This is a genomic window from Pseudomonas allii, assembly GCF_055380095.1.
The window spans coordinates 31,570-58,056 of the sequence record NZ_AP039450.1 but is presented as its reverse complement, the minus strand read 5'-3'; the positions used below and the strand labels follow the sequence as shown (position 1 = coordinate 58,056).

General features: G+C 61.2%; 28 protein-coding genes and 1 pseudogene. 9 read left to right on the top strand and 20 right to left on the bottom strand.

Annotation, left to right across the window (positions count from 1 at the left end; translation table 11 throughout):
• Window positions 1-10: 10 nt before the first annotated feature.
• The 6 genes and pseudogenes from ACZ445_RS00280 to ACZ445_RS00255 form a co-directional block, all read right to left on the bottom strand.
• Window positions 11-1,552 (bottom strand): SulP family inorganic anion transporter, encoded by a 1,542-nt coding sequence (locus ACZ445_RS00280; RefSeq protein WP_058424412.1) that lies wholly within the window; start codon window positions 1,550-1,552, stop codon window positions 11-13.
• An 85-nt stretch (window positions 1,553-1,637) separates the two neighbouring features.
• On the bottom strand, window positions 1,638-2,369 hold the full coding sequence (locus ACZ445_RS00275; RefSeq protein ID WP_058424411.1) for a carbonic anhydrase: 732 nt from the start codon (window positions 2,367-2,369) through the stop codon (window positions 1,638-1,640).
• Window positions 2,370-2,596: 227 nt separating this feature from the next.
• Window positions 2,597-3,655: a PA0069 family radical SAM protein gene (locus tag ACZ445_RS00270; RefSeq protein ID WP_058424410.1), complete on the bottom strand. Its 1,059-nt coding sequence runs from the start codon at window positions 3,653-3,655 to the stop codon at window positions 2,597-2,599.
• Between the two features lie 70 nt (window positions 3,656-3,725).
• Window positions 3,726-5,041: pseudogene (locus ACZ445_RS00265) on the bottom strand (c-type cytochrome).
• 6 nt (window positions 5,042-5,047) lie between these two features.
• Window positions 5,048-6,832 (bottom strand): GMC family oxidoreductase, encoded by a 1,785-nt coding sequence (locus tag ACZ445_RS00260; protein WP_464708640.1) that lies wholly within the window; start codon window positions 6,830-6,832, stop codon window positions 5,048-5,050.
• Window positions 6,833-6,834: 2 nt separating this feature from the next.
• On the bottom strand, window positions 6,835-7,587 hold the full coding sequence (locus tag ACZ445_RS00255) for a gluconate 2-dehydrogenase subunit 3 family protein (RefSeq protein ID WP_058424407.1): 753 nt from the start codon (window positions 7,585-7,587) through the stop codon (window positions 6,835-6,837).
• 265 nt (window positions 7,588-7,852) lie between these two features.
• On the opposite strand from ACZ445_RS00255, the gene ACZ445_RS00250 reads away from it, so the two are divergent.
• Window positions 7,853-8,539 (top strand): dual specificity protein phosphatase family protein, encoded by a 687-nt coding sequence (locus ACZ445_RS00250; protein WP_179030117.1) that lies wholly within the window; start codon window positions 7,853-7,855, stop codon window positions 8,537-8,539.
• 7 nt (window positions 8,540-8,546) lie between these two features.
• Here ACZ445_RS00250 and ACZ445_RS00245 read toward each other — a convergent pair whose 3' ends face one another.
• Both ACZ445_RS00245 and prlC read right to left on the bottom strand, forming a co-directional pair.
• Window positions 8,547-8,822: a YheV family putative zinc ribbon protein gene (locus tag ACZ445_RS00245; RefSeq protein WP_020301415.1), complete on the bottom strand. Its 276-nt coding sequence runs from the start codon at window positions 8,820-8,822 to the stop codon at window positions 8,547-8,549.
• A complete protein-coding gene (prlC, locus tag ACZ445_RS00240; RefSeq protein ID WP_183133309.1) occupies window positions 8,819-10,918 on the bottom strand; it encodes an oligopeptidase A in 2,100 nt (699 codons plus the stop codon). The genes ACZ445_RS00245 and prlC overlap by 4 nt, the downstream gene beginning before the upstream one ends.
• Before the next feature lie 54 nt (window positions 10,919-10,972).
• Here prlC and ACZ445_RS00235 point away from each other — a divergent pair, with 54 nt between their 5' ends.
• Window positions 10,973-11,515, top strand: coding sequence for a gamma carbonic anhydrase family protein (locus ACZ445_RS00235; RefSeq protein ID WP_058424404.1), 543 nt, complete (start codon window positions 10,973-10,975; stop codon window positions 11,513-11,515).
• A complete protein-coding gene (locus ACZ445_RS00230) occupies window positions 11,512-12,171 on the top strand; it encodes an HAD family hydrolase (protein WP_058424403.1) in 660 nt (219 codons plus the stop codon). Before ACZ445_RS00235 ends, ACZ445_RS00230 begins: the two co-directional genes overlap by 4 nt.
• Before the next feature lie 100 nt (window positions 12,172-12,271).
• Here the strand turns inward: ACZ445_RS00230 and ACZ445_RS00225 are convergent, their stop codons facing one another.
• Window positions 12,272-13,315, bottom strand: coding sequence for an aminopeptidase (locus ACZ445_RS00225; protein ID WP_058424402.1), 1,044 nt, complete (start codon window positions 13,313-13,315; stop codon window positions 12,272-12,274).
• 140 nt (window positions 13,316-13,455) lie between these two features.
• Here ACZ445_RS00225 and ACZ445_RS00220 point away from each other — a divergent pair, with 140 nt between their 5' ends.
• Entirely contained in the window at window positions 13,456-13,878 is a 423-nt protein-coding gene (locus tag ACZ445_RS00220) for a PA0061/PA0062 family lipoprotein (RefSeq protein WP_058424401.1), read from the top strand.
• Here the strand turns inward: ACZ445_RS00220 and ACZ445_RS00215 are convergent, their stop codons facing one another.
• On the bottom strand, window positions 13,879-14,118 hold the full coding sequence (locus tag ACZ445_RS00215) for a DUF1161 domain-containing protein (protein ID WP_058424400.1): 240 nt from the start codon (window positions 14,116-14,118) through the stop codon (window positions 13,879-13,881). It lies immediately after the preceding gene.
• A 221-nt stretch (window positions 14,119-14,339) separates the two neighbouring features.
• Window positions 14,340-14,771, bottom strand: coding sequence for an OsmC family protein (locus ACZ445_RS00210; protein ID WP_058424399.1), 432 nt, complete (start codon window positions 14,769-14,771; stop codon window positions 14,340-14,342).
• A gap of 218 nt (window positions 14,772-14,989) precedes the next feature.
• On the opposite strand from ACZ445_RS00210, the gene ACZ445_RS00205 reads away from it, so the two are divergent.
• Entirely contained in the window at window positions 14,990-15,991 is a 1,002-nt protein-coding gene (locus ACZ445_RS00205; protein WP_021491416.1) for an LLM class flavin-dependent oxidoreductase, read from the top strand.
• 61 nt (window positions 15,992-16,052) lie between these two features.
• On the opposite strand, the gene ACZ445_RS00200 is transcribed toward ACZ445_RS00205, so the two are convergent.
• Together ACZ445_RS00200 and ACZ445_RS00195 are read right to left on the bottom strand one after the other, a co-directional pair.
• Complete coding sequence (locus ACZ445_RS00200) at window positions 16,053-16,277, bottom strand: DUF1161 domain-containing protein (protein WP_058424398.1); 225 nt, start codon at window positions 16,275-16,277, stop codon at window positions 16,053-16,055.
• Window positions 16,278-16,392: 115 nt separating this feature from the next.
• On the bottom strand, window positions 16,393-16,608 hold the full coding sequence (locus ACZ445_RS00195) for a dodecin (RefSeq protein WP_049710778.1): 216 nt from the start codon (window positions 16,606-16,608) through the stop codon (window positions 16,393-16,395).
• A 156-nt stretch (window positions 16,609-16,764) separates the two neighbouring features.
• Here ACZ445_RS00195 and ACZ445_RS00190 point away from each other — a divergent pair, with 156 nt between their 5' ends.
• On the top strand, window positions 16,765-17,091 hold the full coding sequence (locus ACZ445_RS00190; RefSeq protein WP_003170746.1) for an ElaB/YgaM/YqjD family protein: 327 nt from the start codon (window positions 16,765-16,767) through the stop codon (window positions 17,089-17,091).
• On the opposite strand, the gene ACZ445_RS00185 is transcribed toward ACZ445_RS00190, so the two are convergent.
• Complete coding sequence (locus ACZ445_RS00185) at window positions 17,088-17,984, bottom strand: LysR family transcriptional regulator (RefSeq protein WP_464707882.1); 897 nt, start codon at window positions 17,982-17,984, stop codon at window positions 17,088-17,090. The genes ACZ445_RS00190 and ACZ445_RS00185 overlap by 4 nt on opposite strands.
• Before the next feature lie 110 nt (window positions 17,985-18,094).
• Between ACZ445_RS00185 and trpB the strand changes: the two genes are divergently transcribed.
• From trpB to ACZ445_RS00170, 3 genes are all read left to right on the top strand, one after another.
• On the top strand, window positions 18,095-19,321 hold the full coding sequence (gene trpB, locus ACZ445_RS00180) for a tryptophan synthase subunit beta (protein ID WP_464704631.1): 1,227 nt from the start codon (window positions 18,095-18,097) through the stop codon (window positions 19,319-19,321).
• Window positions 19,321-20,130, top strand: a complete 810-nt coding sequence (gene trpA, locus ACZ445_RS00175) for a tryptophan synthase subunit alpha (protein ID WP_464704630.1) — start codon at window positions 19,321-19,323, stop codon at window positions 20,128-20,130. The genes trpB and trpA overlap by 1 nt, the downstream gene beginning before the upstream one ends.
• 136 nt (window positions 20,131-20,266) lie before the next feature.
• Window positions 20,267-20,707 (top strand): anti-virulence regulator CigR family protein, encoded by a 441-nt coding sequence (locus ACZ445_RS00170; RefSeq protein WP_248485530.1) that lies wholly within the window; start codon window positions 20,267-20,269, stop codon window positions 20,705-20,707.
• A 106-nt stretch (window positions 20,708-20,813) separates the two neighbouring features.
• Here ACZ445_RS00170 and ACZ445_RS00165 read toward each other — a convergent pair whose 3' ends face one another.
• The 6 genes from ACZ445_RS00165 to ACZ445_RS00140 form a co-directional block, all read right to left on the bottom strand.
• On the bottom strand, window positions 20,814-22,124 hold the full coding sequence (locus tag ACZ445_RS00165; RefSeq protein ID WP_058424393.1) for an MFS transporter: 1,311 nt from the start codon (window positions 22,122-22,124) through the stop codon (window positions 20,814-20,816).
• Window positions 22,125-22,300: 176 nt separating this feature from the next.
• Window positions 22,301-23,449, bottom strand: coding sequence for a galactonate dehydratase (dgoD, locus tag ACZ445_RS00160; protein ID WP_464707880.1), 1,149 nt, complete (start codon window positions 23,447-23,449; stop codon window positions 22,301-22,303).
• Window positions 23,450-23,496: 47 nt separating this feature from the next.
• The gene (locus tag ACZ445_RS00155; RefSeq protein WP_058424392.1) at window positions 23,497-24,117 is read right to left on the bottom strand and encodes a 2-dehydro-3-deoxy-6-phosphogalactonate aldolase; all 621 of its coding nucleotides are present in this window, start codon (window positions 24,115-24,117) and stop codon (window positions 23,497-23,499) included.
• A gap of 1 nt (window position 24,118) precedes the next feature.
• On the bottom strand, window positions 24,119-25,078 hold the full coding sequence (locus ACZ445_RS00150) for a 2-dehydro-3-deoxygalactonokinase (RefSeq protein WP_058424391.1): 960 nt from the start codon (window positions 25,076-25,078) through the stop codon (window positions 24,119-24,121).
• 97 nt (window positions 25,079-25,175) lie between these two features.
• On the bottom strand, window positions 25,176-25,505 hold the full coding sequence (locus ACZ445_RS00145; RefSeq protein WP_058424390.1) for a DOPA 4,5-dioxygenase family protein: 330 nt from the start codon (window positions 25,503-25,505) through the stop codon (window positions 25,176-25,178).
• A 31-nt stretch (window positions 25,506-25,536) separates the two neighbouring features.
• On the bottom strand, window positions 25,537-26,487 hold the full coding sequence (locus ACZ445_RS00140; protein WP_058424389.1) for a choline sulfate utilization transcriptional regulator: 951 nt from the start codon (window positions 26,485-26,487) through the stop codon (window positions 25,537-25,539).

The window sequence follows — 26,487 nt, the reverse complement described above, 5'->3', positions numbered from 1 at the left end:
GTTTTGCTGTTCAGGCTGGCGCGGAGCCTATCCCCGTCGTCGTCCTCACCCGGCCTTCCAGCCGACGCTTCAACCCGCGCGCCTCGATCACCAACGTCGAGCCCTTGGCCGCATTGGCCCGCCCCCATTCCTCCAGCAATTCCAGGCAGGAATGGTCGATGTAACTCAGGTTGCTCAGCGGAACATGCACGGTCGTCCCGGCAGGCACCGTCGACAAGACTTGAGTCAACGCGGGCACTTTCAGAAAGGTCGCCGCACCGGTCAGGCGCAGCTCCATCTCACCGTCCTGAGGCAGGTCGATCAGGCTGACCTTGAGCCTTGAAGCCTTGAACGCCAGCTTGACCAACGTCAACCCGAAGCCCACCAATACGCCGGTCAGCAGGTCGGTAAAGATGATCGCCAGCGCCGTGGCCGCATAGGTAAACATCGGCATCCGCCCATAACGCCCCAGCGCCTTGAACGCCTTGATGTCCACCAGCTTGATACCGGTGTACACCAGCACCCCCGCCAGGCTCGCCACCGGGATGCTTTGCAGCACACTCGACAGCAACAGAACGAACGCCAGCAGCCACAGGCCATGGAACATCGCCGACAAGCGCGTGGTTGCACCAGCCTGCACGTTGGCCGAGCTGCGCACGATCACACCGGTCATCGGCAAGGCGCCGACCAGGCCGCAGAGCATGTTGCCGACACCTTGAGCAGACAATTCCTTATCGAAATCCGAACGCTGACCACTGTGCATGCGGTCGACCGCCGCGGCAGACAGCAGCGTTTCAGCGCTCGCGATAAACGCCACGGCAAATGCCGCGATCAACAGCTGGGGATCGGCGAGGTTCAACAGGTCGCTGGGGCGTAGCCAGTCGATAGCATCGGCGAGGTTTTCCGGGACTTCGACACGCTTGACCTGCAACGCCAGCACCAGGCTGACAACCGTGGTCAGGCCCACGCCCAGCAAAGCGCCAGGCACAAAGCGCAGCTTCTGCGGGCGCAATTTATCCCAGGCGTACATCACCAGCATCGTCGACAAACCGAGCAACCCCGCCTGCCAGCCGAGGCCACCGCCCAGGGTCGGGATTGCGTCGGCCAGTGCCGCCGGGAAGCCTGCCAGGTTGTCGAGCCCCGAAGGCTTGGGCGCGCCGTCGAGCATCACGTGAATCTGCGACAGCACAATCAACACGCCAATCCCCGCCAGCATGCCGTACACCACCGCCGGTGCCGTGACGCGGAACCAGCAGCCCAGGCGCAAACGCCCTGCAACCAGTTGCAGGAATCCCGCCAGCAGCAGGATCGGCCCGAGCATCAGCATGCCGTGCTGGCGCACCAACTCGAACACCAGCACCGCCAGGCCCGCCGCCGGGCCACTGACTTGCAACGGCGAGCCCGCCAACCAGCCCACCACCAGGCCACCGATAATCCCGGTAATCAGGCCTTTGGCCGGCGGCATGCCAGAGGCGATCGCGATCCCCATGCACAAGGGCAGGGCGACCAGAAACACAACCACGGAAGCGAGCAGCTCCCTTGGCAATACAGCTTTCAATTGAGCAGCACGCATGATGACTCTCCCGAGGCATTCGCCGGGCGCGGTAAAGCCTGGCTGCGTCCATGGCAGCCACCGCTTTACCCGGCAGGGAAGTGTTTTAGAAGCGCGCTTTAGGCGTCGCGCAAGGGATCGGTCCGTCGCCGCTCAACGGTCGGAACGTCGACTGGTCGGCATCGTAGGCGCGGATTTCGCTGGTCTCGATGTTGTAGATCCAACCGTGGATAAACAAATGACCATTGGCCATGCGCGAAGCCACGGAGGGGTGGGTGCGCAAATGTTGCAGCTGGGCGATGACGTTTTCTTCGGTGAGCACCTTCATGCTCTCGCCTTCATTGGCGCAGTCGCAGTTGTCATGGACCATGGTCTTGGCGACCTCGGCATGCCGCAGCCAGGCCTTGACCGTCGGCATCTTCTCCAGGCTGTCAGGGTTGAGCACCGCGCGCATGGCGCCGCAATCGGAGTGCCCGCAGACGATGATGTGCTGCACGCCCAGGGCAAGTACTGCGTACTCGATGGCCGTGGAAACACCGCCGTTCATCTGGCCGTAAGGCGGTACGACGTTGCCGACGTTACGGGTCACGAACAAATCGCCCGGAGAACTCTGGGTGATCAGCTCGGGCACGATGCGCGAGTCGGCGCAGGTAATGAACATCGCCCGTGGGCTCTGGGCCGTGGCGAGTTTCTTGAAGAGTTCTTCCTGCTGGGGGAAGACGTCGTGATGGAAATGCAAAAAGCCGTCAACGATATGCTTTAGCGCTGCATCGGCGGTTTCCGCCACCGGAGTGGCAGAAGCCGACGCAGCCAACGGCTGTTTATCCTTGTCACTCATGATTCATCCTCTTGATTAATGCAGGGGAGTGTTCAGGTCAGTTGGACGCTTGGCCAGTGGATTAGTTGTAAAACGCCAGGGGCCACAGTGCCGACTCATCAGTCACTCGCTGAACAAGGTAACCGGCGAAACTTAACTCAAACTGAATGAACCGCTCTAGATCGCGGGTTTCAGTGATATCAAAACGCGACTATTCCTACGGGAGCGGTGCATTCTTGCTTGTCAGTCTACAACAATGCCATCTGTCTGCCCGGAGGACAGAACGCCGTGCAATCCAGGTTAAACCCTTCCCGCCGGTTGATTCCCAGCCGTTTGATGGCTTTGCTGAAGCGCTGCGCCAGCAAGTCGGCAAACGGCCCTTCGCCACGCATGCGCACGCCGAAGCGGCTGTCATACACCTCGCCGCCACGCACCTGGCGCACCAGGCTCATCACATGGGCCGCACGCTGCGGGTAATGCGCCGCCAACCACTCCTCGAACAACGGCGCTACCTCCAACGGCAGGCGCAGCATCATGTACGCCGCACTTTGCGCGCCCGCAGCGTGAGCTTCGGTCAGCAGACTTTCCAACTCACTGTCGTTGATCATCGGGATCATCGGCGAGCACAACACACCCACCGGGATCCCCGCCTCACGCATCACCCGGATCGCGCGCAGGCGCGCCTTGGGCGCCGCCGTACGTGGCTCCAGGATGCGCTTGAGTTCGTCGTCCAGGCTGGTGAGGCTGATCATCACGGCCACCAGTCGCTGGCGCGCCAACTCTGTGAGCAGGTCCAGATCGCGCAAAATCAGCGACCCCTTGGTGATGATGGTCACCGGGTGGCGATAGCGCAGCAGCACTTGCAGGGTTTGCCGGGTGATCTTGTATTCGCGCTCGATCGGTTGGTACGGGTCGGTGTTGGACCCAAGGTTGATCGGCGCGCACACGTAACCCGGCTTCGACAGCTGCTGTTCCAGCACATCGGCAGCGTTGGTCTTGGCGATCAGTTTGGTTTCGAAATCCAGCCCCGGCGACATGTCCCAATAGGCATGGCTCGGCCGCGCGTAGCAGTAGATACAGCCGTGCTCACAGCCACGGTAGGGGTTGATCGAACGATCGAACGGCAAGTCCGGCGAGTTGTTGCGGGTGATGATGGTCTTGGCCGTTTCGATGCGCACTTCAGTGCCCTGGGTCGGCGGCACTTCCTGGAACCAGCCGTCATCCTCGACCACGCTGACAGTCGGTGCGAAGCGGTTGTGCAGGTTGGTGGCCGTGCCCCGGCCTCGGGGCGGCAGCGGAGTAGACATGAAAGCGCCTCGATACTGTTTTTATATACAGTATCGAGGCGCAGGGCTTCTGACCAGTGCCGTTTGGCGGTCAGCCAGGGATCAGTGCCGTTGCGTGACCTGGCCCAGGTCATCGCCCGAGGTGGTACGCATATCGTTCTTGCGCAGGTCCGCCACTTCGTTGGCTTTCACCGGCGCACCTTTATTGCCCCAACTGCCCCGAATGAAACTGACCACATCCGCCACTTCCTGATCCGACAGGCGCCAGGCGAACGCCGGCATGGTGAAGGTCGATGGCGCCGCGTGGGTAGCCGGCAAGGTGCCGCCGTTCAACACGATGTTGATCAACGACGTGGCATCCGCCGTCTGCACCACCGGGTTACCCGCCAGCGCCGGGAACACCCGCGTATAGCCATGCCCGTCGGTACGGTGGCAGGCCGCGCAGTTGTCGATATAGACCGACGCGCCCGGCTTGCGGTCATCGCCTTTCCACAGTGCCTCGGCCACTTGCTTGTCATACTGATGCGGCTGGTCCTTGGGGTCCCCCGCCGGCAAGCTTTTGAGGTAACGGGCGATAGCCGTCAGGTCAGTTTCCGACATGTACTGCATGCTGTGGACGACAACGTCGCTCATGCCACCAAACACTGCACTGCGATTACTGCGGCCGGTCTTGAGGAATTGCACCAACTGTTCCTCACTCCAACTGCCGAGACCGTCCTTGTGGTCACCGCGCAGGCTTTTGGCGATCCAGCCCTCCAGTGGCGCGCTGCCGGACAGGAAAGCGTTGCCGTCGGTGGCACTCAAGGCTTTTTCCTGCATGGTCAGGGCCCGTGGCGTATGGCACGCGCCGCAATGACCGAGACCTTCCACCAGGTAGGCACCGCGGCTCACCACCGGGTCGGCGGCGGCTTGCGCCTGATGCGCTTCGACTGCCGGCGCAAACATCCAACGCCACGCCGCCAGCGGCCAACGCATGCTCAAGGGCCACGGAATATCGCTGTCCTTGTTCTGCTGAGCGACCGGCTCGACCCCCGTCATGAAATACGCATACAACGACTGCATGTCGCTGTCGCTGACGCGCGCGTAAGACGGGTAGGGCATTGCCGGGTAAAGCGTACTACCGCTCTTGGCGACGCCGTGGCGCACGGCCTTGTCGAAGTCCTCGAAGCTGTAGTCGCCCAGGCCGGTCTTGTCCGGGGTGATGTTGGTGGAATAGATCACGCCAATCGGCGTTTCCATTGGCAGGCCGCCGGCGAAGGGTTTGCCGCCTTTGGCGGTGTGGCAGGCCACGCAGTCACCGGCGCGGGCCAGGTATTCACCTTGCTTGATCAAATCGCTTTCAGCGGCACTGACAGAGCAGCTGCTGAAAAGCGCGAAGGTGGCGATAACAAGTGCTTTCATGGTCATCGCTCCTTATACCTGAACCAGTGGGCCGGGATTTTTCAGGTACTGCTCGCGAATGGCCCGCGCCGACCAGTAGGTCAGCGCCGCCACCAGGCCGGTAGGGTTGTAGCCCAGGCCTTGTGGGAAAGCGGACGCGCCAGGAACAAACACGTTGTGCACATCCCAGCATTGCAAATAGCGGTTCAACGCGCTGGTTTTCGGGTCGGTGCCCATGATCGCGCCGCCGTTGAGGTGAGTGGTCTGGTAGGACGCAGTGTTGAAGTGCTCACCGACCTTTTTGCCGAGCAGGGCAATCGCCTTGGGGCTCATCGCCTCGGCGACCTTGCTCATTTTCTCGACCATGAAGCGGTTCATCTTGATGTCGTTTTCCTGCCAGTCGAACGTCATCCGCAGCAGCGGCAGGCCGTAGGCATCACGGTAAACAGGGTCCAGATCGAGGTAGTTGCCCCGGTAGGATTGATGGGCGCCGTGGGCATCCATCGACACCTGGTGCGTGTAGTAATCGGCGGTGGCGCGTTTCCAGGCACTGCCCCAGGCCGGAGTGCCCGGGGGGTTGGACGTACCGGCAATCGGCCGGCTGCCGGCCTGGTTGACCCACATCGGCGAACCGCCCACGAAGCCATGGGGGCCATGGTCGAAGTTGTCGGCGTTGAAGTCATCGATGGCCACGCCATTGCCGCCTGCACCGATGAAGTTGTTGGTATGAGTGTCTTTGTCGAAGAAGGCCTTGATGGTGGCCATGTTCTGGTATGCGAAGTTCCTGCCCACCACGCCCTCATTGGTTATCGGGTCGTAGGGCTTGCCGATGCCCGACAACAGCATCAACCGCACGTTATGGAACTGAAAGGCGCCGAGAATCACCAGATCTGCCGGCTGTTCGCATTCCCGGCCCTGGGCATCGATGTAGGTCACGCCGGTGGCCTTGTTCTTGGTGCTGTCGAGATTGACCTTGAGTACGTGGGAATTGGGCCGCAGCTCAAAGTTCGGCACCTGGCGCAACGCCGGCAGGATGTTCACGTTCGGCGAAGCCTTGGAATACATGTAGCAGACATAGCCGCTGCAGAAACCGCAGAAGTTGCACGGCCCCATCTGCGCACCGTAAGGGTTGGTATACGGCCCCGAGGTATTGGCGGACGGCAGGTTGTAGGGCTTGTAACCCACCTCGGCAGCCGCTTTCTGAAACAGCTGTGCGGAGACGGTATTCTTCTGCGCTTCCAACGGAAACGGATTGGAACGGTCCGGTGCATACGGGTTGCCGCCACGGCCTTCGCCGACCAGTTGGCCTTTCACGGTCCAGGCTTGCCCAGAGGTGCCGAAGACTTTTTCCGCGTAGTCGAAAAACGGCTCCAGCTCTTCATAGCTCACGCCGAAGTCCTGGATGGTCATGTCCTTGGGAATGAAGTGTTTGCCGTAGCGCTCTTCATAGTGACTGCGCATACGCAGCTCGATCGGGTCGACACGGAAATGCACGCCCGACCAATGCAGGCCCGCACCGCCCACGCCGTTGCCCGGCAGAAACGCACCCAACTGACGGTTGGGCAGGGCGACGTCATTCACGCTATGGCGAATGGTCACGGTCTCTTTGGAGATGTCCTGGAAGAGTTTTTTACGCACGCTGTAGGTCAATTCATCGATGACCTGCGGGTAGTTGCCGTCCGGGTAGGTGTCCTGCATCGGGCCACGCTCCAGCGCGACCACGTTGAGGCCAGCTTCCGTCAGTTCCTTGGCCATGATCGCGCCGGTCCAGCCGAAGCCAACGATCACCGCATCCACTTTCTTCATGATGGTCGCCACGTTCAAGCCCTCTCGCCGCGGATGGAAACTGCCGGGAAGGGGTATTGCTCGTTGCGTTCAACCCAGTCCATGAAATCGGCGCGAGCGCCGGGGAAGCCGATCATGGTCCAGCCGACCATACCTTTGTTGCCACCGTGGATGGGGTCACAAAAGAACCCTTCCTTGGTGTTTTGCAGCAATAGGTTGAAGAACATCTTTGGCGGCACCGCTTCAAAATGCGCGGTCACTTCACTGCCGCCAGCCTCCAGACGACGCAACATGTCGTCTCGGGTAGCGCTGTCTTGCGCAGCAAAAGCTTTACCGTTGAAGGCTTTCGACCAGGCATCCGTCGCGGCAATGCCCAGGCGATAGATGTCCTTAGGCACCAGTTTGGACTGCCAGCCCATCTCTGGAGCGGCATCCGCGTTGAACGGGCCTTGCATGAACCACAGGGCGCCGCTGGCGTACGGGGTGTTCATCTGACGGTCGATGTATTCCGGCGCGCCGGCTTCCAGGGCACCCGGGCCTTGGTCATCGGCAGGGATCAAGCGCTCGACGGCGGCGTTGATAAACGCCCATTCCTCGGCCGTGAAGTAAGTAGGCTCGTAGGCCTTTTCACTCGCCGCTGGCTTGGCTGGTGCGGCCTGCGCCGGCTCAGGTGTTGCCATCAGCATCGAGCCGCCAAGGCCGGTGCTGGCAACCGTGACCACCGGGATCAAGGTCAAGGATTTGCGCAAAAAGTCACGCCGGGGGTTGTCTTGATCTTGATCAGACATGGTGGCACCTCATCATGTGGTCACGGGTTTATCCGCCGCTTCTGGGAGCTGCGTGATGTGTGGCAAGCCAGTGGGGTATCACGCACCGGCAAACAATAGTTACAAATGATAGCAGCCTAAGCATCAGGACGAATCGATTGAGCGGTAAAAACACCGGATCAGATGAGGCCATTCACATTTCTTTGACGAGCACCTCACACGGTGTTGACCCCCCCTAGGCGAATCTGCGCTCCATCAGCCATTTCCCTATTGGGTCACAAAGCGCATGTCCAACACTCGATTGCTGCCTGCTCTCGGCCTGGCACTCATGGCACTGCTCGGCGCCGTTCACGCCCAGGCCGATGAGACTTCGTCCATTCGTTCACCCGAGTGGGCCCAGCCAGTGGGCAACCAATTCAACCTGCACCAAATGACGCCAACGCTCTATCGCAGCGCTTTGCCCGATAGCAGCGCCGTGCCTGAGTTGGAAAAACTCAAGATCGGTACAGTGATCAACTTTCTGCCGGAATCTGATGCCGCCTGGTTGAAGTCATCTGATATCAAACAGGTACAGCTGACTTATCGCACGAACCATGTCGACGATTCCGACGTACTGGCGGCACTCAGAGCCATCCAGGAAGCCGAAGCCAACGGGCCGGTGCTGATGCATTGCAAGCACGGCTCTGATCGCACCGGCCTGATGGCCGCGATGTATCGGGTGGTGATTCAGGGGTGGAGCAAGGAAGACGCGCTGAACGAAATGACCTTGGGCGGGTTTGGCACCAGCAATGGCTTCAAGGACGGCGTTCGCTACATGATGAAGGCTGATATCGACAAGTTACGCACCGCCTTGGCAAATGGCGACTGCAGCACCAGTGAATTCGCGCTGTGCTCAATGAAAAGCTGGCTCAACACGGCCAGCAGCAGCCGTGTCGAACCCAAGAAAGACGCTGAAGTGGTGCTGACACCCTAAGCGGGTATCAGTCCTTTTTCAGCTTGGGATTGGGGAAAAACTGCACCGCCTGCACCTTCGGGTCCGCCGGCGCTTTCAACGCCGTGGTATTGACCCGCGTGCCCAATTCCTTGGGCACCGATAACCCTTGGTCATTCAACGTGTCGGTATAACCGCAGGCCACACACTCACGGTGCGGCACGCTGTCCTCGGTCCACATCTTAAGCTTGTCCGGCTCACTGCACGCCGGGCAGACCGCCCCGGCGATGAATTGCTTTTTGGTAATCACAGGCCCTTCACTCATGCTGCCGCGTCCTCACTCAGGCCGCTGTGGCGCAAGAGTGCGTCAATCGACGGCGCACGTCCGCGGAAGTCGACGAACAGCACCATCGGCTCCTGGGAACCGCCACGCGCCAGGATTGCTTCGCGGAAGGCACGGCCGGTCTCGGCATTGAGTACGCCGTCTTCTTCGAACTTGGAGAAGGCATCCGCCGACAGCACTTCGGCCCACTTGTAGCTGTAGTAACCCGCCGCATAACCGCCAGCGAAGATGTGCGCAAAACTGTTGGGGAAGCGGTTGTAGGCCGGCGGACGCATCACCGACACCTCATCACGCACCCCTTCGAGCACCTGGGCCACGCTGCGACCATCGCCATGGGTGGCGTGCAGCTCAAAGTCGAACAGCGAGAACTCCAGCTGGCGCACCATCATCAGGCCGGACTGGAAGTTTTTCGCTGCGAGCATTTTTTCCAGCAGGTCCTGGGGCAGCGGCTCGCCGGTTTCATAGTGACCAGATATCAGTGCCAGGCCTTCCGGCTCCCAGCACCAGTTCTCCATGAACTGGCTCGGCAGTTCCACCGCATCCCAGGCCACGCCGTTGATGCCAGACACGCCAGCGTGTTCAACACGGGTCAACAGGTGATGCAGGCCGTGGCCGAATTCGTGGAACAGCGTAGTGACTTCGTCGTGGGTCAGCAGGGCAGGCTTGCCGCTGTCGGCCGGGGTGAAGTTGCACACCAGGTTGGCCACCGGGCTTTGCAGGGCGCCGTCGATTGTGCGGCGACGGTCGCGTGCACCGTCCATCCAGGCACCGCCACGCTTGTTGGCGCGGGCGTACAGGTCGAAGAAAAAGCGGCCCACGTGCTGGCCGTTTTCCTTGATTTCAAACAGGCGGACATCCGGGTGCCAGGTGTCGAAGCCTTTTTGCTCGGCGATCTCGATGCCGTACAGGCGCTGCACGATGGCGAACAGACCGCCCAGCACTTTGTCGATCGGGAAGTAGGCGCGCAAGGCTTCCTGGGACACGCTGTAGCGCTGCTCGCGGAGTTTTTCGCCGTAGAAACCGCTGTCCCAGCTCTGCAGGTCCGCACAGCCTTGTTCGGCAGCATAGGCCTTGAGCTGTTGCAGGTCTTGGGCGGCGAACGGCTTGCTGCGCTTGGCCAAATCACGCAAAAAGCTCAGCACCTGGTCGCTGGACTCGGCCATCTTGGTGGCCAGGCTCAGTTCGGAGAACGACGCATAACCCAGCAACTGGGCCAGCTCCTGGCGCAGGTCGAGGATCTGTTCCATCACTGGGCCGTTATCGTTCTGACCGGCATTCGGGCCTTGGTCCGACGCACGGGTGCAGTAGGCCGCGTAGACTTCTTCACGCAGCGCGCGATCCTGAGCGTAGGTCATGACGGCGTAGTAGCTAGGGAATTCCAGAGTGATCAGCCAGCCGTCGAGGCCTTTGGCCTGGGCGGCGGCGGCCATCTGCGCCTTGGCCGAGTCGGTCAGGCCGGCGAGGGTGGCTTCATCGGTGACGTGTTTGGTCCAGGCCTGGGTCGCGTCCAGCAATTGGTTGGAGAACTTGCTGCCCAGCTCGGAGAGTTTGCTCTGCACTTCGGCGTAACGTTTTTGCTGCTCCGGCGGCAGATCGATGCCGGACAGGCGGAAGTCACGCAGGGAATGTTCCAGGATGGTTTTTTGCGCCACGTCGAAACCGGCGGCTTCCGGGCTGTTGGCCAAGGCCTCAAAGGCCTGGAACAGTTCGCGGTTCTGGCCCATCTCGGTAGAGTACGCACTCAATGCCGGCAGGCAGCCTTCGTAGGCTTCGCGCAGTTCAGCGCTGTTGCACACGGCGTTGAGGTGGCTGACCGGGCTCCAGGCGGCGCCCAGGCGGTCGTTCAGTTCGTCCATGGCCAGAACCAGACCGGCCCATGTCGGATTTTCCCCCTGGCTTTGCAGGATGCCTTCGATGGCAACGCGGTTGTCGGCCAGGATCTGTTCGATGGCCGGCTGGACGTGCTCGGCACGGATCGCCGAGAACGGCGGCAGGTCGTAGGACTGCAGAAGAGGGTTGTTCGCGCTCACGGTGGGCACCTTGGCTGAAGAAACATGTAAGAACAAAGATGGGGCCATCTTAATTACAATCAACGCCCACCGCAGCTATCAGCAGAAGAGAGAGAGGCTATCGTGACCCTTCGCACCTATCAGAACCACACGCCAGCCCTGGGCGCCGGGGCTTTTGTCGATATTTCGGCGGTGGTGATCGGCGATGTCGAAATCGGCGCCGACAGCTCGGTCTGGCCACTGACCGTGATCCGTGGCGACATGCACCGCATCCGCATCGGTGCGCGCACCAGCGTGCAGGATGGCTGTGTGCTGCACATCACCCATGCCGGGCCGTTCAACCCGGACGGTTTCCCGCTGCTGATCGGCGACGACGTGACCATCGCCCACAAGGTCATGCTGCATGGCTGCACAGTCGGCAGCCGCATCCTGATCGGCATGGGCAGCATTGTGATGGATGGCGCCGTGGTCGAGGACGACGTGATCATCGGCGCCGGCAGCCTGGTGCCGCCGGGCAAGAAGCTCGAAAGTGGCTTCCTGTATGTCGGCAGCCCGGTCAAACAGATCCGCCCGTTGACTGACAAGGAACGCGCCTTTTTCACCTACAGCGCCGCGAACTACGTGAAGCTCAAAGACCTGCACCTGGCTGAAGGATTCGACCGATGACCCTGCCTTACCAAACCGTCCTGTTCGACCTGGACGGCACGCTCACCGATCCACGCGAGGGCATCACCCGCTCGATCCAGTACGCCCTCGGCAAGTTGGGGGTCCACGAGCCGGACCTGACCAAACTCGAACACTTCATCGGCCCGCCCTTGCTGCAAGCATTCATGCAGTTCTACGGCTTTGACGAAGCCAAGGCGTGGGAAGCGGTGAATTTCTATCGCGAGCGTTTCAAGGTCACCGGGCTTTATGAGAACCGTGTGTTCGACGGCGTGATGCCGCTGCTGGAAGCGTTGAACGGTCAAGGCCGCCAGCTCTACGTCGCCACTTCCAAACCCTGGGTGTTTGCGCGCGAAATCGCCCGGCATTTCGACTTTGCCAAGCACTTCAAGGTGATCTACGGCAGCGAGCTGGACGGGACGCGCACCAACAAAGTCGAACTGATCGCCCACCTGATGAGCGAGGAAGGCCTGGATCCGGCCACCACCTTGATGATCGGTGATCGCAAGCATGACCTGATCGGCGCGCACAAGAATGGGCTGGATTCGGCGGCGGTGGGGTATGGGTTCGGCAGTTTCGAGGAGCTGAATGCCGAGGCGCCGACCTGGCATTTTGAGACGCTGGATCAGATGCATCAGGCGTTTTTGCAGCGACTTTGAGACCGCCATCGGGGGCAAGCCCCCTCCCACAATTGACCGGCGTACACGGTCAAAATGTGGGAGGGGCGGTGCGACGACTCGACTTGCCCCCGATGAGGCCCTAAAAAGCACCCCCTTCCAACTGCCTCAACGCCGCCTTGCGCTGCTCCACCGGCAACCCACCCAGCTTCTCCACCGCCTTATAAAACCTCACCCAATCCCCACCTTCCCGCGCAAACAACGCCGCAAACGCCAGCACCCACTGGTCATACAGCCCAAACGGTAACAACCGCGCATTGTTCATGGGTTGGTTGATCCACGCGTCATAACGCTTGTCCCCGCCCCACTGGCTGTCGCGCAGTTGCCGGTAATCGCGACGCAGACGCTCGAACTCGGCCGACTTCGCCTGGCGCATCACATCAGTGGCCAAGGGTTGGGCATAGAGTTTTTCCAAGCGTTGGCGGGTATCGAGGATCAGCTGAATGAACTCATCACGCTGCTTCGACGCCGACAGGCTCTGCGGCGCCAAGCCCCGTGCAGCACGCCACTGGCGCGTGCCTTCCTGCTCGACGAAATTGGCAAACGACTCATTGAACTCGGTGTCGTCCTTCACATAGAAACGCTGGTGCGCCAGCTCATGGAAGATCAACGTGGCCAGCCGCTCATCACCCCAGTTCATCATCGAGTTCATGATCGGGTCGTTGAACCAGCCCAAGGTGGAATAGGCCTCGACACCGCCGATCGACACGTCCATGCCTCGCTGCTTCAACAACGCCGCCTCACCACGCGCCGCGCCCTGGTTGTAGTAGCCGCGATAGGCCACACAACCCGCGATAGGGAAGCAATGGGTTTCGGGAGACAGGGAAAACTCCTGCGTAGCGAAGACGTTCCAGACCACATAGGGTCGGCCAATGTCGGCATACAACCTGTAGCTCTGGTTGTCAGGCAGATGCAGGTGTTCACTGGCGAACGTACGCGCCTTTTGCGATTGCGCCAGGTGCTCGCGCAACAGCACTGGGCGGGAAGGGTCGGCGATCACCTGCGCCACCGGCTCCCGGGCGCGCAGCAATTGCCACTGACCACTGGCCAACTGGCTGTAATAGCTGACACTGGAACAGCCGCTGAGCAGCACAACCAGCAACCCTGGAAGAAAACGCCTGACCATGCCCCGACCGCTCCTGGGTAATTTGCTCGCCAGACTATCGCGCCCAGGCGGAATTTTTCCATGGCGAGACGTGTTTATACTCACAAGGAGTCTGTCGCCGCTGGCATCAGGCTGAACTCTTTCCTACGTGAGTGCCTGCCATGCGTCAGCTCTGGTTTCCCGTCGCCGCCTTGTTCCTCAGTGCCTGCACCACCACCCCGGTGCCACCGGTAGACCCGCAACAGGCGTGGGTTGATTTCACCACGCCGACGCCGGGGTCCAAGCTGGTAATGGCGCAACGCTTGGACGGCAAGAACCTGGATGACGGGCGTTTTTTCCAAATGCCGCCCGGCCATCATGAACTGATGGTTCGTTTCGACTTTGAAGTCCCCGCCGGCGGCGGTTTGGGTGGGCTCAGTCAGATGATGTACCGCACCTGCTTCATGACCCTGGAATACGACCATTTCCAGGCGGGCCAGCGCTATGTGCTGGAAGGGCGCTCGCTGGCCTTCACACCCAACATCCGGTTGTATGACGCGGCGCGTCAGTTGCTCGCAGAAGAACGCAGCGTCAACTGCATCTGATCAGTCGTTGTTCTTCTGGTAGACGATGGCCTTGGTGCCGTTCTCACAGCTGCCGACGACCATGGCGCTGTCGTGCTTGTCGGCTTCTTCCTTGCTGACGATCTCCAGGGTGTAGGACGGCACCGCGTTAGCCTGGATCTTGACCTCGATCTCCTTCCTGAGCTCTTCGCAGTCTTTTGGCGCGGCCACAGCCGATGTGGCCACTACACCGCAGATGATCGCCAAGGCAAAACGTTTCATGTGTGAAGCTCCCTGAATGCACTGCGCACGAGTGTGCGCCTAGGCTGCATGGTAATAGGACCACACTGACAAAACACGAGTTCTGATCCAACGCAGAACAAAATGTGGGAGGGGCGGTGCGACGATTCGACTTGCCCCCGATAGCGGTGAAGCAGTCAACATCTCTGTTGCTGATCAAACGCAATCGGGGGCAAGCCCCCTCCCACATTGGACCTACTGCGTTAGCCAACCAAGGTGGCATCCAGGCTGATTTTCGCGTTCAGCACTTTGGATACCGGGCATCCTTCCTTGGCTTTTTTGCTCAGCTCCTCGAACTGCGCCTGGCTTGCGCCCGGAATCTTGGCCTTGAGCACCAGGTGCACAGCGGTGATCGCAAAACCACCGTCAACCTGGTCCAGGGTCACTTCGGCCTGGGTATCGATGCTGTCAGCCTTGAGCCCGGCGTCGCCGAGAATCATGGAAAACGCCATGGAGAAACAACCTGCGTGGGCAGCACCGATCAGTTCTTCCGGGTTAGTGCCCTTACCGCCCTCGAAACGGGCCTTGAAGCCGTAGGGCGCTTCGCGCAGTACGCCGGTTTCCGTGGAAATGGAGCCCAGGCCGGTCTTCAGGTCACCTTCCCAATGCGCGGATGCTTTTTTAACGATACTCATAGCGGTCTCCTCGAACGGTGGTTTTGCGTCAGTAAGGGTTCTGAGGATAGTCGGCCAGGCAAAGTTCATCTTGTGAGAGAAACCTAGCGATTCAGTAGGAAATTTCCTGGCCTGCTATTGAATCTCGGGTATATGCCCTCATTGCATAGAACATGCACATGAAGCGGCAGGTTTTGGTTCGTCTAAAAAGCCTGCGGCCCCTTTGGAGAAGCAGGCTTATGAAATCGCTGTCCGACGTAAAGTTTTCGACCCTCGACCTGGTGCCCGTACGCGCCAACGGCAGTCCGGCGCAGTCGCTGCGCAATTCCCTGGACCTGGCCCAGCATGTCGAAAAGTTCGGCTACAACCGTTTCTGGGTGGCTGAACACCACAACATGGACGGTATCGCCAGTTCGGCCACCTCGGTGCTGCTGGGTTACCTGGCCGGCGGTACTTCCACCATTCGCGTCGGCTCCGGCGGCGTGATGCTGCCCAACCACGCGCCGCTGGTGATCGCCGAACAGTTCGGCACCCTGGAAAGCCTCTACCCCGGCCGTATCGACCTGGGCCTGGGCCGCGCGCCCGGCTCCGACCAGATGACCGCCCGCGCCCTGCGCCGTGAGCGCTCCGGCAGTGCCGACGATTTCCCCGAAGATGTGGCGGAGCTGATGGCCTACCTCGGCCCACGCACCCCCGACCAACGGGTGATCGCCGTCCCCGGTACCGGCACCAACGTACCGGTGTGGCTGCTGGGCTCCAGCCTGTTCAGCGCGCAATTGGCGGGCGAACGCGGTTTGCCCTACGCCTTCGCCTCACATTTCGCACCGCGCCTGATGCATGAGGCGATTCGCGTGTACCGCAATCACTTCAAGCCTTCGGCCGTGCTGGACAAACCCTACGTGATGCTCGGTATTCCGCTGGTCGCCGCAGACACAGATGAACAAGCCGACTACCTCGCCACCTCGGTCTACCAACGCATCCTCGCGCTGATGCGCGGGCAAAGCCTGGTGCAGCGCCCACCGGTGAAAACCATGGACGGCCTGTGGCTGCCCCATGAAAAAGACGCGGTCGGCAGCTTCCTCGGCCTGGCCATGGTCGGTAGCCCGGCGAAGATCCGCGCCAAGCTGGAGGTGCTGATCGAACAAACCGGTGCCGATGAGCTGATCTTTACCTGCGACCTGTACGAGCACGCCGATCGGATTCATTCCTACGAGTTGCTGGCGCAGTTGATGAAGGGCTGAAACCCTCAGGCGAAAAAAAACCGACGCACTCGCGTCGGTTTTTTATGTCTGGAACACGGGATTAACCGCGCTTGTAGACGATTTCCTTGGTGCCGCCTTCGCAGCTGCCGACCACTTTAGCGTCGGTAGAAGCGCCTTTATCCACCACTTCCAACGAATAGCCCGAAGCGCCCTTGGCGTCGATTTTCGCCGCAATCTCGCTTTTCAGCTCTTCACAAGGCTTGCCCGCCGCCAGGGCTGTACCGGCAATGCTCAACAAACCTACCGCTAACAGGAACTTCTTCATCCGTTACTTTCCTTGCACTGATCAAAAAGAGCGTGCCGACGCTTGTGGCATCGGCACCCATTGGTTGTAGCGCAGGTTATGGCAATCGGCCAGTCAGCAAGTTCAACCGCTGCGATCAACTACTGGCAATTCGGAACCCTACCTTGAGGGTGACCTGATAGTGCGCAACCTTGCCATTCTCGATATGGCCGCGTGTTTCAGTCACTTCAAACCACTCGAGATGCTTGATGCTCTTGTTGGCTTCAGCGACAGCATTGTTGATCGCATCTTCAATACTGGTGGTCGACGAGCCGACCAATTCGACTTTCTTGTAGGTGTGATGATCACTCATGGCAGTTCTCCTAAGGGTCGTTAAGCAAGCGTAGCAGTCAATGTTCGTACTGCTTCTGGCGACCATTCCTACCTGAAAGTTCAGATTAACTGCACTTTCTGAAACGGCCGCAGTCGGTATCTACACACGCCACTCAATCACTTCAGGAGAGTCCACATGGCCAACACTTCTTTACGCAAAGCGTCGCTGGAAAGCATGGAAGCCGAGATTTCGAGCCTGCTCAAGTCTCTGGAAAGCCTCAAGGACGATGCGTCTGACGAATCGCGCAAAACCTTGAAGGCCCTGAAAAGCAATGCCGAGAATGCCCTCAAGCACTCCCGCCACCTGATCAGCGATGCCTACGAAGAAAGCAAAGTCAAAATCCGCGAAACCGGTGTTGCAACCCGGGACTACGCCCAAGAGCACCCATGGACTACAGCCGGTGTTGCCGTAGGCGCACTGGGCCTGCTGGCCGCCTACCTGCTGTGCAAGCGCGGTGACTAAACAGGCTGGCGCAACAGCTCAGCCTTGAGCCACTGCGCCAGTTGCCCGGCGCGCCCGTCTGCGGCGCGCTTGGGTAGCCATAACGCCAGGTGCGCCGGGGTTTCACAGAAACCCCACGGCGTCACCAGGCGACCCGCACGCACGTCTTCGACAACCAGCGGCTCCGGCGCTATCGCAACGCCCAGCCCAGCCACTGCTGCCTCCAGCAAATAATACAAATGCTCAAACCCCTGGCCGTGCTTCAACGTGCCGGGTTCGATGCCGTGTTGCCGCGCCCAACTGGGCCAGGCTTGCGGACGTGAAGTGGTGTGCAACAACGCTTCGCCACACAACGCCGACGCGGGCGCCTGGCGCAGCCGCTCGTAGCCGACGAAACGCGGGCTCATCACCGGGCCGATGCGTTCGCTGGCCAGCTCATACACCTGCATATCCGCAGGCCAGGGTGGCTCGGCGAACACCAGCAAGGCATCCAGGCCGGGGCGCCGGGGGTCAAGGTCACCGTCACCCGCCGACAGGTGCAGGCGCAGGTCCGGCAGGTCCGCGTTCAAGCGGCCCAGGCGCGGGATCAGCCAGCGCGCCAGCAAGCTGCCCGAGCAACCCAGCACGAACGGCGCGTCGGCACTGCTCTGGGTGAGTTCGGCGCACACATCCCGCAACCGTTCGAACGCCTCGGCGCTGGCGTCGCGCAAACGGGCACCGGCATCTGTGAGTTTAAGGCCGCGCCCCTCCTTGACGAACAAACTCACGCCCAAGCGCTCTTCCAGTACCTTCAACTGCCGGCTGACCGCGCCATGGGTCACATGCAATTGCTCAGCCGCCTGGCTGACGCTGTTCAATCGCGCAGTCGCTTCAAAGGCACGCAGGGCATTCAGGGGTGGAAGGTCTCGGCTCATCTGTGAGTTTTCCTGACAGGTTGCGGCGATCTTATCGGTTTTCAGCGCAGGACGTCAGGGGTAGAGTGGCCCTCATTGTTTCCCACACCCATTCTCTCCTGGAGCGTCCCATGACTCAGTCCCAGACCGATCTACGCAACGGCCCAGACGCCAACGGCCTGTTCGGCGCGTTTGGCGGCCGTTACGTCGCTGAAACCCTGATGCCGTTGATCCTCGACCTGGCCCGCGAATACGAAGCGGCCAAGATCGATCCGGCGTTCAACGAGGAATTGGCCTACTTCCAGCGCGATTACGTCGGTCGACCGAGCCCGCTGTATTTCGCCGAGCGCCTGACCGAATTCTGCGGCGGTGCCAAGATCTACCTCAAGCGCGAAGAGCTGAACCACACCGGCGCACACAAAATCAACAACTGCATCGGCCAGATCCTGCTGGCGCGGCGCATGGGCAAAAAACGCATCATCGCCGAGACCGGCGCCGGCATGCACGGCGTGGCGACCGCCACCGTGGCTGCGCGCTTCGGCCTGCAATGCGTGATCTACATGGGCACCACTGATATCGAGCGCCAACAGGCCAACGTGTTCCGCATGAAGCTGCTGGGCGCCGAAGTGATCCCGGTGGTCGCGGGCACCGGCACCCTCAAGGACGCGATGAACGAAGCCCTGCGTGACTGGGTGACCAACGTCGACAGCACCTTCTACCTGATCGGCACCGTGGCCGGCCCACACCCTTACCCAGCCATGGTGCGCGACTTCCAGGCCGTGATCGGCAAGGAAACCCGCGACCAACTGCAAGCCCAGGAAGGCCGCCTGCCGGACAGCCTGGTGGCATGCATCGGCGGGGGTTCCAACGCCATGGGCCTGTTCCACCCGTTCCTGGATGACACCCGCGTCGAAATCATCGGCGTTGAAGCCGCCGGCCACGGCATCGAAACCGGCAAGCACGCCGCCAGCCTCAACGGTGGCGTACCGGGTGTACTGCACGGCAACCGCACCTTCCTGCTGCAGGACGACGACGGCCAGATCATCGACGCCCACTCGATTTCCGCCGGCCTGGATTACCCCGGCATCGGCCCGGAACACGCCTGGTTGCATGACATCGGCCGCGTCCAGTACACCTCGGTGACCGACGACGAAGCCCTCGACGCCTTCCACAAATGCTGCCGCCTGGAAGGGATCATTCCAGCCCTGGAAAGCGCCCACGCCCTGGCCGAAGTGTTCAAGCGCGCCCCGACCCTGCCGAAGGATCACCTGATGGTGGTGAACCTGTCGGGCCGTGGCGACAAAGACATGCAGACCGTGATGCACCATATGGAACAGTCCCAGCAGGAGAAACACTGATGAGCCGCCTGCACACCCGCTTCGCTCAGTTGAAACAACAAAACCGCGCCGCCCTGGTGACCTTCGTCACCGCTGGCGACCCTGGCTATGACACTTCCCTGGCCATCCTCAAAGGCCTGCCGGCCGCTGGTGCCGATGTGATCGAGTTGGGCATGCCCTTCACCGATCCGATGGCGGACGGCCCGGCCATTCAGCTGGCCAACATCCGTGCGTTGAATGCCAAGCAGAACCTGGTGAAAACCCTGCAGATGGTCCGCGAGTTCCGTAAGGACAACGACGACACGCCGCTGGTGTTGATGGGCTACTTCAACCCGATCCACAAATACGGCGTGCCGCAGTTCATCGCCGACGCCAAGGAAGCCGGGGTGGACGGCCTGATCGTGGTCGACGTGCCGCCCGAGCATAACGGTGAGCTGTGCGACCCGGCCCAGGCCGCAGGCATCGACTTTATCCGCCTGACCACGCCGACCACCGACGATGTACGCCTGCCCACCGTGCTCAACGGCAGCTCCGGCTTCGTGTACTACGTGTCGGTCGCCGGCGTGACCGGTGCCGGCGCGGCGACCCTGGAACACGTCGAAGAAGCCGTGACCCGCCTGCGTCGCCACACCGACCTGCCGATCAGCATCGGCTTCGGTATCCGCACACCGGAACAAGCGGCGGCCATCGCCCGCTTGGCCGACGGTGTGGTGGTGGGTTCGGCGCTGATCGATCACATCGCCAATGCCAGGAATGACCAGCAAGCCATCGACGGCGTGTTGAGCCTGTGTGCGGCATTGTCGGAAGGCGTGCGTAACGCCCGTAAGTAAGGGCCCCGTAAGCGGTAGGTAAAGTTCCTGATACAGAGGAATCAACCCGCTCAGGCACGGCCTAAACAGCAAGACCAAGGGACTTCGAACCTCGTTCGACGTCCCTTTTTTGTTTGCGTGCCCTGAGGAATACCCGATGAAAATGCCCAAATCCGTGATTGCAGGCCTTGGCGTGCTGGTGCTTGGCGCCAGCGCGCTGGTGCAAGCCGCGCCTTATGACCAAGGCGGCCCCGACCGTGGCGGCCCGCAGGGCCAGCACGAGCAACATGGCGACGACCATCGCGGCCCGCAGGACAACCGTCGCGGCGGCCCACCCCAGGACTTCGGCCCGGTACGCCAGATCATCCATGACAACCACGGCCAGTTCTCCCGTGGCGCACCACCGCCGCCCAATGTGCGCCTGGTGCGTGGCCAGCCGTTGCCCCGTGGTTACTACGGAGAACGCCTCGACAACCGCGCCCTCGCGCGCCTGCCGGTGTACCCGGGTTATGAGTGGCGCCGTTCGGGGCCGGATGTTGTGCTGATCGCAGTGGGCACGGGCATCGTCTACGAGATCCTCGACGGCGTGCTCAACTAGGCCACGACGATAATTAATATTGTCGCGAACAGGCTTCTGTGGCGAGCGGGGCAAGCCCGCTCACCACAACAAGCATGCTCGCCACAACAAGCGCCCTCACCGCAGGTTATTCGTTCAGCTGAATGCGTTCGACCTTACCGACCAGCAACACGTAAGAGAGCGCCCCGAGCAAGGCCAGCACCGCGATGTAGGTAATCGCCGGCGCAAACGAATCACCACTGGCCAGAAACCCAATCACAATCGGCGTGGCGATCGCCGACAGGTTGCCGATGAAGTTGAACACACCACCGGTCAGTCCCAACAGGCGGGCCGGTGCCAGGGTCGACACCAGCGACCAGGTAATCGACGCCAGGCCATTGCCAAAGAACGCCACCGCCAGGAACGCAATCACCCAGGCCGTCGAGTCCACATAGTTGGCGCCGATGATCGCGGTGGAGATCAGCAGCCCGCCAATGATCGGCAACTTGCGCGCAAAACCCACCGACGCGCCGCGACGAATCAGCCAGTCGGAAAAGATCCCGGAACACAGCACGCCGACAAACGCCGCGAGGAACGGCAACGATGCCAGCAGGCCGGATTTGATGAAGTCCATGCCGCGATATTTCACCAGGTAGGTGGGGAACCACGTCAGGAAGAACCACAGCGTGGAGTTCAGGCAGAACTGCCCCAGGTAGATGCCCCAGAGTTTGCGCTTGCTCAGCACGATCCCCAGGTCGACCCAGCTGAACGGCGCCTTGGCGGCTTTTTCCTGCATGTCCACCAGGCCACCGCCTTCGCGGATCAGCTCGATTTCAGCGGCGTTGGCGCCTTTGAAGTCCTTCGGCTCGCGGTACACCGCGTACCAGATGATCCCCCACAGGATGCCAACACCACCGGTGACGACAAACACCATGTGCCAGCCGAAGGCGTGTTGCAGCCAGGCCAGCACCGGGGTGAGGAACGCCAGCCCGACAAACTGCCCCGAGGTGTAAAAGCCAATCGCCGTGGCGCGTTCGCGCTCGGGAAACCAGGTGGTCACCACACGGCTGTTGATTGGATACGCCGGCGCTTCAAGGGCACCTACCGCCATGCGCAGCACGAACAACGCGATAAAACTGGCAGCGAAGCCGAGCATAACGGTGGCGATGGACCACAAAATCAACGCGACCGTATAGAGAATGCGCGGCGGCACGCGGTCCACCAGCCAGCCGCCAGGGATCTGCATGGCAGCGTAGGTCCAGCCGAACGCGGAGAAAATCAGCCCGACCTGAACCGGGTCGATGCCCAGTTCGCTGGTCAGCGCCGGGGCGGCAATCGACAGGTTGCTGCGGTCCAGGTAATTGATCACCACGGTGATGAACAGCAGCACCATGATGAAAAAACGCTTTTTGGTAGGCGTGACTAAAGAAGCCTGCCCGGTGAAGGATTCAGGGTGCATGGGGGTTGCCTCTTCTTATGTTTGTTGAGGACAGGTTTTACTGAAGAACCGGATCAAAATGTGGGAGCGGGCTTGCTCGCGAAAGCCGTACTTCAGTCACTGATGTGTTGAATGACACACCGCTTTCGCGAGCAAGCCCGCTCCCACAGTTTTAACCGCATTTCTTCAGTGAGACATCACCACTCGGCGAAGCTGCCGTCGGCATGCCGCCAGATCGGGTTGCGCCAGCGGTGGCCGATGGCCGCGCGCTCGATCACGTATTCTTCGTTGATCTCGATGCCCAGGCCCGGCCCGTTGGGGATCTTCACGAAGCCCTGGTCATAGTCGAACACGCCAGGGTCGCGCACATAGTCGAGCAGGTCGTTGCTCTCGTTGTAGTGAATGCCCAGGCTCTGCTCCTGGATAAACGCGTTGTAGCAGACCGCATCCAGTTGCAGGCATGCCGCCAAGGCAATCGGGCCCAGCGGGCAGTGCAGGGCCAGGGCCACGTCATAGGCCTCGGCCATGTTGGCGATCTTGCGGGTTTCGGTGATGCCACCGGCGTGGGAAGCATCGGGCTGGATGATGTCGACATAGCCTTCGCTGAGCACACGCTTGAAGTCCCAGCGCGAGAACAGGCGCTCGCCCAGGGCAATCGGCGTGCTGGTCAGCGGTGCGAGTTCCTTGAGTGCCTCGTAGTTTTCGCTGAGCACCGGCTCTTCGATAAACATCAGTTTGTACGGGTCCAGCTCTTTCATCAGCACCTTGGCCATCGGCTTGTGCACCCGACCATGGAAGTCGACGCCGATGCCGACGTTCGGGCCGACCGCATCGCGCACGGCGGCGACGTTGGCCAGGGCCAGGTCGACTTTCTCGAAGCTGTCGACGAACTGCAGTTCTTCAGTGCCGTTCATCTTCACTGCGGTGAAGCCTCGGGCCACGGCCTCTTTGGCGGCGCGGGCGGTGTCGGCCGGGCGATCGCCACCGATCCACGAGTACACGCGGATCTTGTCGCGCACCTGGCCACCCAGCAGATCACTGACAGACACGCCGAGGGCCTTACCCTTGATGTCCCACAGCGCCTGGTCGATACCGGCGAGGGCGCTCATGTGCACCGCACCGCCGCGGTAGAAGCCGCCACGATAGAGCACGGTCCAGATGTCTTCGATATTGCGCGGGTCTTTGCCGATCAGGTAGTGGGACAGTTCTTCGACGGCAGCCGCCACGGTGTGGGCGCGGCCTTCGACCACGGGCTCACCCCAGCCGGTCACGCCCTGGTCGGTCTCGACCTTGAGGAAGCACCAGCGCGGCGGGACGATAAAGGTCGTCAGTTTGGTGATTTTCATCTCTTGTCTCTCTTATAGATGCGGCGCCAGGGGCGCGGAACTTGATATCAGCTCAGGGCTTTCCAGGCGGCGACATAAGCCTGGGCACGGCTCGCTACCTGATCCACTGTCATACCCGGTTTGAACAACCCGGAACCCAGCCCGAACCCTTTGGCGCCGGCATCGACAAACACCTGCATGTTGTCCGGGGTAATGCCGCCGACTGGCAGCAGCAAGGTGCCTGCCGGCAGTACCGCCAGCCACGCCTTGATCACCGCCGGGCCCATTTGCTCGGCGGGGAACAGTTTCAACACATCAGCACCCTCGGCCAGTGCGGCGAAGGCTTCGGTCGGTGTCGCAACGCCTGGCGACAGGAACAGGCCCGCCGCCTTCGCCGCTCGCAGCACCTTGGCATCGCTGTGGGGCATCACGATCACCTGGCCACCGGCCGCCTTCACCTGCTCGACCTGTTCAGGCAGCAACACCGTGCCAGCACCAATCAGGCAATCGGCGGGCAGGCTGTCGCGCAGGGTGCGGATGCTGGTGTAAGGGTCGGGCGAGTTCAGCGGGACTTCGATCACCCGAAACCCGGCCTCGTACAGCACCTGGCCGACGGCCTCGGCTTCGTCGGGGCGAATGCCACGCAGGATGGCGATCAAACCGTTTTGCGCGAGTGCGTGCTTGAGCATGTCAGGCCTCCAATACAGGTTGAGTGAGCCCGGACGCTACCGCCAATTGCCACAACCCGCGCTCGGTGGCTTCTTGCGCCAGGCTGACGTGGGCGAAGCCGCAGAGGGCGAGGGCGCGTTGATAGCGGGCGCAGAGGGGCGCGGCGCCGACCAGGATGATCGGCTTGTGTCGGGCGCTGCCAGGCAGGCCGGCGAGTTCGTGGCCGATGAGCAAGCCGGAGAGGTAATCAGGCTGCTGCTCGGCAGTGAGTTCGGCGGTGAGGCCCAGGGTGCGCGCACTGAACAGCGTCGACAGCACGCCGCGCTGGCCGTCTTTGGACAGCGCCACCTGCACGCCTCGGTCAAAGGCGTCGGCCTGGAATTGTGCGGATTGTTGCTGGGTGCGTCCGAGGATGCTGTGCTTGCTCAACACCGCAAACAGCTCGCCGGTCATGAAGGTGTCGAAGTGGGTGATGCAGCCATCGACCACCTCCACCCACTTGGAATGGCTCCCGGGCAGGCCGATCAATGCGTCGGTGCCCAGCCCCTGCAACACGCCCAGCACTTGGGTTTCTTCGCCGCGCATCACGTTGGGCAAGCCAATCTGCTCGATCACGCCCGGCACGATATGCACGTCCACGCCACGCAGGCTGCGCACCTTATGCAGCGCCTGGCCGAGGCTGGCGACATCGACAGGGGTATTGCGATAAGCCGCTTCGCTCCAGCCCTGGGCGCTGCCGACCATGCCGCAGGCAATCACCGGCAAACCCGGCTCGGCGTCGAGCCAGTCACCACACGCGGCATCGAACGCCAACTCGAAGCCATCGCTGCAACGCACGCCAGCAATGTCCCGGGGTTCAGTCGGCAAATGCATGATGCCCCACGCCAGCGAGCGCTGTTCCAGCACTGCGCCTGCGGGGCCGAGTTTATAAGCACGAAGGGAACTGGTTCCCCAATCGAGCGCGATCAATTGCGCCTGCATCGCTTCACCTGAGTTCTGAGCGGATGCAGCGAATATAAACCTACGGCGCAAGAAGTCTCAATATATAAATATCAATCCCATATTTAGGGATTTGAATTTACGAGAAGGCTGACAAGTTCAGCTCCCGCATCGCCCCCATCCAGACGGCGTAGTCGGTGTGGTCCTTCAGGTCATCGCCGGTATCGGGGTGCAGGAACACCACCAGGCCATTGCGATGGATCACCAGCCACGGCAGCACCACACCGATGTATTCCGGGTCGAACGCCAACTGGCAGCTCCAGTCCGGGTGCGGCCCCACAGGCCGCTCGTGCACACGGCCCATGCGCAGCGGGAACAGCTTAGCGGCGTCTTCGCACAAGGTGCGCGCCTGTTCGATAGTGTTCGCGTCGAAGTAGATATGGGCGTGATAGCCCTTGATACGTTGCATGACGCACTCCGGATCCAATATGCGCCAGATGCTAGACCGCAATCGACGGCAGGGCCAGCCCGGTCAGCGACTGTGCGCTGCTGGCCTGCTCGGCCACCAGCCAGTCGACGAAACGCTCCACCAACTGCCCTCGGCGTTTGCGCTGGGGTTGCACCACGTAATAGCCGAAACGTGAGATCACAGTGTCGCTCACCGGCCGGCACAGCCAGTTCTGTTCCAGCAGGTTATCCACCAGATGGCGCCAGCCGATGGCCACGCCCTGGCCAGCAATCGCAGCCTGGATCAACAGGGTGTAGTTATCGAAGCGCAACTGGCCGGGAGTGGGCGCAGTGGTGATGCCCAGTTCGCGAAACACGCCGCTCCAGTCGAACCACTGGCTGTTGTTTTCCTGGCGCAGGTGCAGCAGCGGGAAATCGTGCAGATTTTGTACAGTCAGCGGCGTGGCCTGCGTCTTCAGCCACTGCGGGCTGCACACCGGGAACACTTCCTCGTTGAACAGCCACAGGCTATCGCCCTGCTTGAAACGGCCGTCGCCAAACAGCACCGCCACATCGATATCGCTGCGCAAGGTCGCGTGGTTGCGCTCGCTGGTCACCAGGCTGACGTCCACCTGGGGGTTGGCCTGGTGGAAGCGGTGCAACCGCGGCATCAGCCAATAGGCGGCGAAGGCGAAGTCGGTGGCCACTTGCAGCACTTCATGCTGGTCCTGCTGGGTGATCAGGCTCAGTCCCTGGTTGATGCTTTGCAGACCGCCCTGCACATGCTCGAATAACAGGGCGCCGGCATCGGTCAACTCAATGCCACGGTAGATGCGATCAAACAGGCGGATCGCCAGTTGCTCTTCCAGGCGCTTGATCTGCTGGCTGATCGCGGGCTGGGTGGTACCCAGTTCCATGGCAGCGGCGGTAAAACTGCGGTGGCGCGCCGCAGCTTCAAACGCGCGCAACAGATCGAGGGACAGGTCGCCAAGGGCTTCATACAT

Excerpts from the sequence above, each read along its gene's own strand:
- ACZ445_RS00215 (WP_058424400.1), bottom strand. The coding sequence starts at position 14,118 with ATGAAACGTTTTGCCTTGGCGATCATCTGCGGTGTAGTGGCCACATCG.
- ACZ445_RS00145 (WP_058424390.1), bottom strand. The coding sequence starts at position 25,505 with ATGCAACGTATCAAGGGCTATCACGCCCATATCTACTTCGACGCGAAC.
- ACZ445_RS00170 (WP_248485530.1), top strand. The coding sequence starts at position 20,267 with ATGAAAATGCCCAAATCCGTGATTGCAGGCCTTGGCGTGCTGGTGCTT.
- ACZ445_RS00165 (WP_058424393.1), bottom strand. The coding sequence starts at position 22,124 with ATGCACCCTGAATCCTTCACCGGGCAGGCTTCTTTAGTCACGCCTACC.
- ACZ445_RS00245 (WP_020301415.1), bottom strand. The coding sequence starts at position 8,822 with ATGAGTGAAGGGCCTGTGATTACCAAAAAGCAATTCATCGCCGGGGCG.
- ACZ445_RS00275 (WP_058424411.1), bottom strand. The coding sequence starts at position 2,369 with ATGAGTGACAAGGATAAACAGCCGTTGGCTGCGTCGGCTTCTGCCACT.
- ACZ445_RS00225 (WP_058424402.1), bottom strand. The coding sequence starts at position 13,315 with ATGGTCAGGCGTTTTCTTCCAGGGTTGCTGGTTGTGCTGCTCAGCGGC.
- trpA (WP_464704630.1), top strand. The coding sequence starts at position 19,321 with ATGAGCCGCCTGCACACCCGCTTCGCTCAGTTGAAACAACAAAACCGC.
- ACZ445_RS00230 (WP_058424403.1), top strand. The coding sequence starts at position 11,512 with ATGACCCTGCCTTACCAAACCGTCCTGTTCGACCTGGACGGCACGCTC.
- ACZ445_RS00210 (WP_058424399.1), bottom strand. The coding sequence starts at position 14,771 with ATGAGTATCGTTAAAAAAGCATCCGCGCATTGGGAAGGTGACCTGAAG.
- ACZ445_RS00280 (WP_058424412.1), bottom strand. The coding sequence starts at position 1,552 with ATGCGTGCTGCTCAATTGAAAGCTGTATTGCCAAGGGAGCTGCTCGCT.
- ACZ445_RS00200 (WP_058424398.1), bottom strand. The coding sequence starts at position 16,277 with ATGAAGAAGTTCCTGTTAGCGGTAGGTTTGTTGAGCATTGCCGGTACA.
- dgoD (WP_464707880.1), bottom strand. The coding sequence starts at position 23,449 with ATGAAAATCACCAAACTGACGACCTTTATCGTCCCGCCGCGCTGGTGC.
- ACZ445_RS00250 (WP_179030117.1), top strand. The coding sequence starts at position 7,853 with ATGTCCAACACTCGATTGCTGCCTGCTCTCGGCCTGGCACTCATGGCA.
- ACZ445_RS00185 (WP_464707882.1), bottom strand. The coding sequence starts at position 17,984 with ATGAGCCGAGACCTTCCACCCCTGAATGCCCTGCGTGCCTTTGAAGCG.
- ACZ445_RS00140 (WP_058424389.1), bottom strand. The coding sequence starts at position 26,487 with ATGTATGAAGCCCTTGGCGACCTGTCCCTCGATCTGTTGCGCGCGTTT.
- ACZ445_RS00205 (WP_021491416.1), top strand. The coding sequence starts at position 14,990 with ATGAAATCGCTGTCCGACGTAAAGTTTTCGACCCTCGACCTGGTGCCC.
- ACZ445_RS00195 (WP_049710778.1), bottom strand. The coding sequence starts at position 16,608 with ATGAGTGATCATCACACCTACAAGAAAGTCGAATTGGTCGGCTCGTCG.
- trpB (WP_464704631.1), top strand. The coding sequence starts at position 18,095 with ATGACTCAGTCCCAGACCGATCTACGCAACGGCCCAGACGCCAACGGC.
- prlC (WP_183133309.1), bottom strand. The coding sequence starts at position 10,918 with ATGGCCCCATCTTTGTTCTTACATGTTTCTTCAGCCAAGGTGCCCACC.
- ACZ445_RS00150 (WP_058424391.1), bottom strand. The coding sequence starts at position 25,078 with ATGCAGGCGCAATTGATCGCGCTCGATTGGGGAACCAGTTCCCTTCGT.
- ACZ445_RS00255 (WP_058424407.1), bottom strand. The coding sequence starts at position 7,587 with ATGTCTGATCAAGATCAAGACAACCCCCGGCGTGACTTTTTGCGCAAA.
- ACZ445_RS00270 (WP_058424410.1), bottom strand. The coding sequence starts at position 3,655 with ATGTCTACTCCGCTGCCGCCCCGAGGCCGGGGCACGGCCACCAACCTG.
- ACZ445_RS00220 (WP_058424401.1), top strand. The coding sequence starts at position 13,456 with ATGCGTCAGCTCTGGTTTCCCGTCGCCGCCTTGTTCCTCAGTGCCTGC.
- ACZ445_RS00155 (WP_058424392.1), bottom strand. The coding sequence starts at position 24,117 with ATGCTCAAGCACGCACTCGCGCAAAACGGTTTGATCGCCATCCTGCGT.
- ACZ445_RS00190 (WP_003170746.1), top strand. The coding sequence starts at position 16,765 with ATGGCCAACACTTCTTTACGCAAAGCGTCGCTGGAAAGCATGGAAGCC.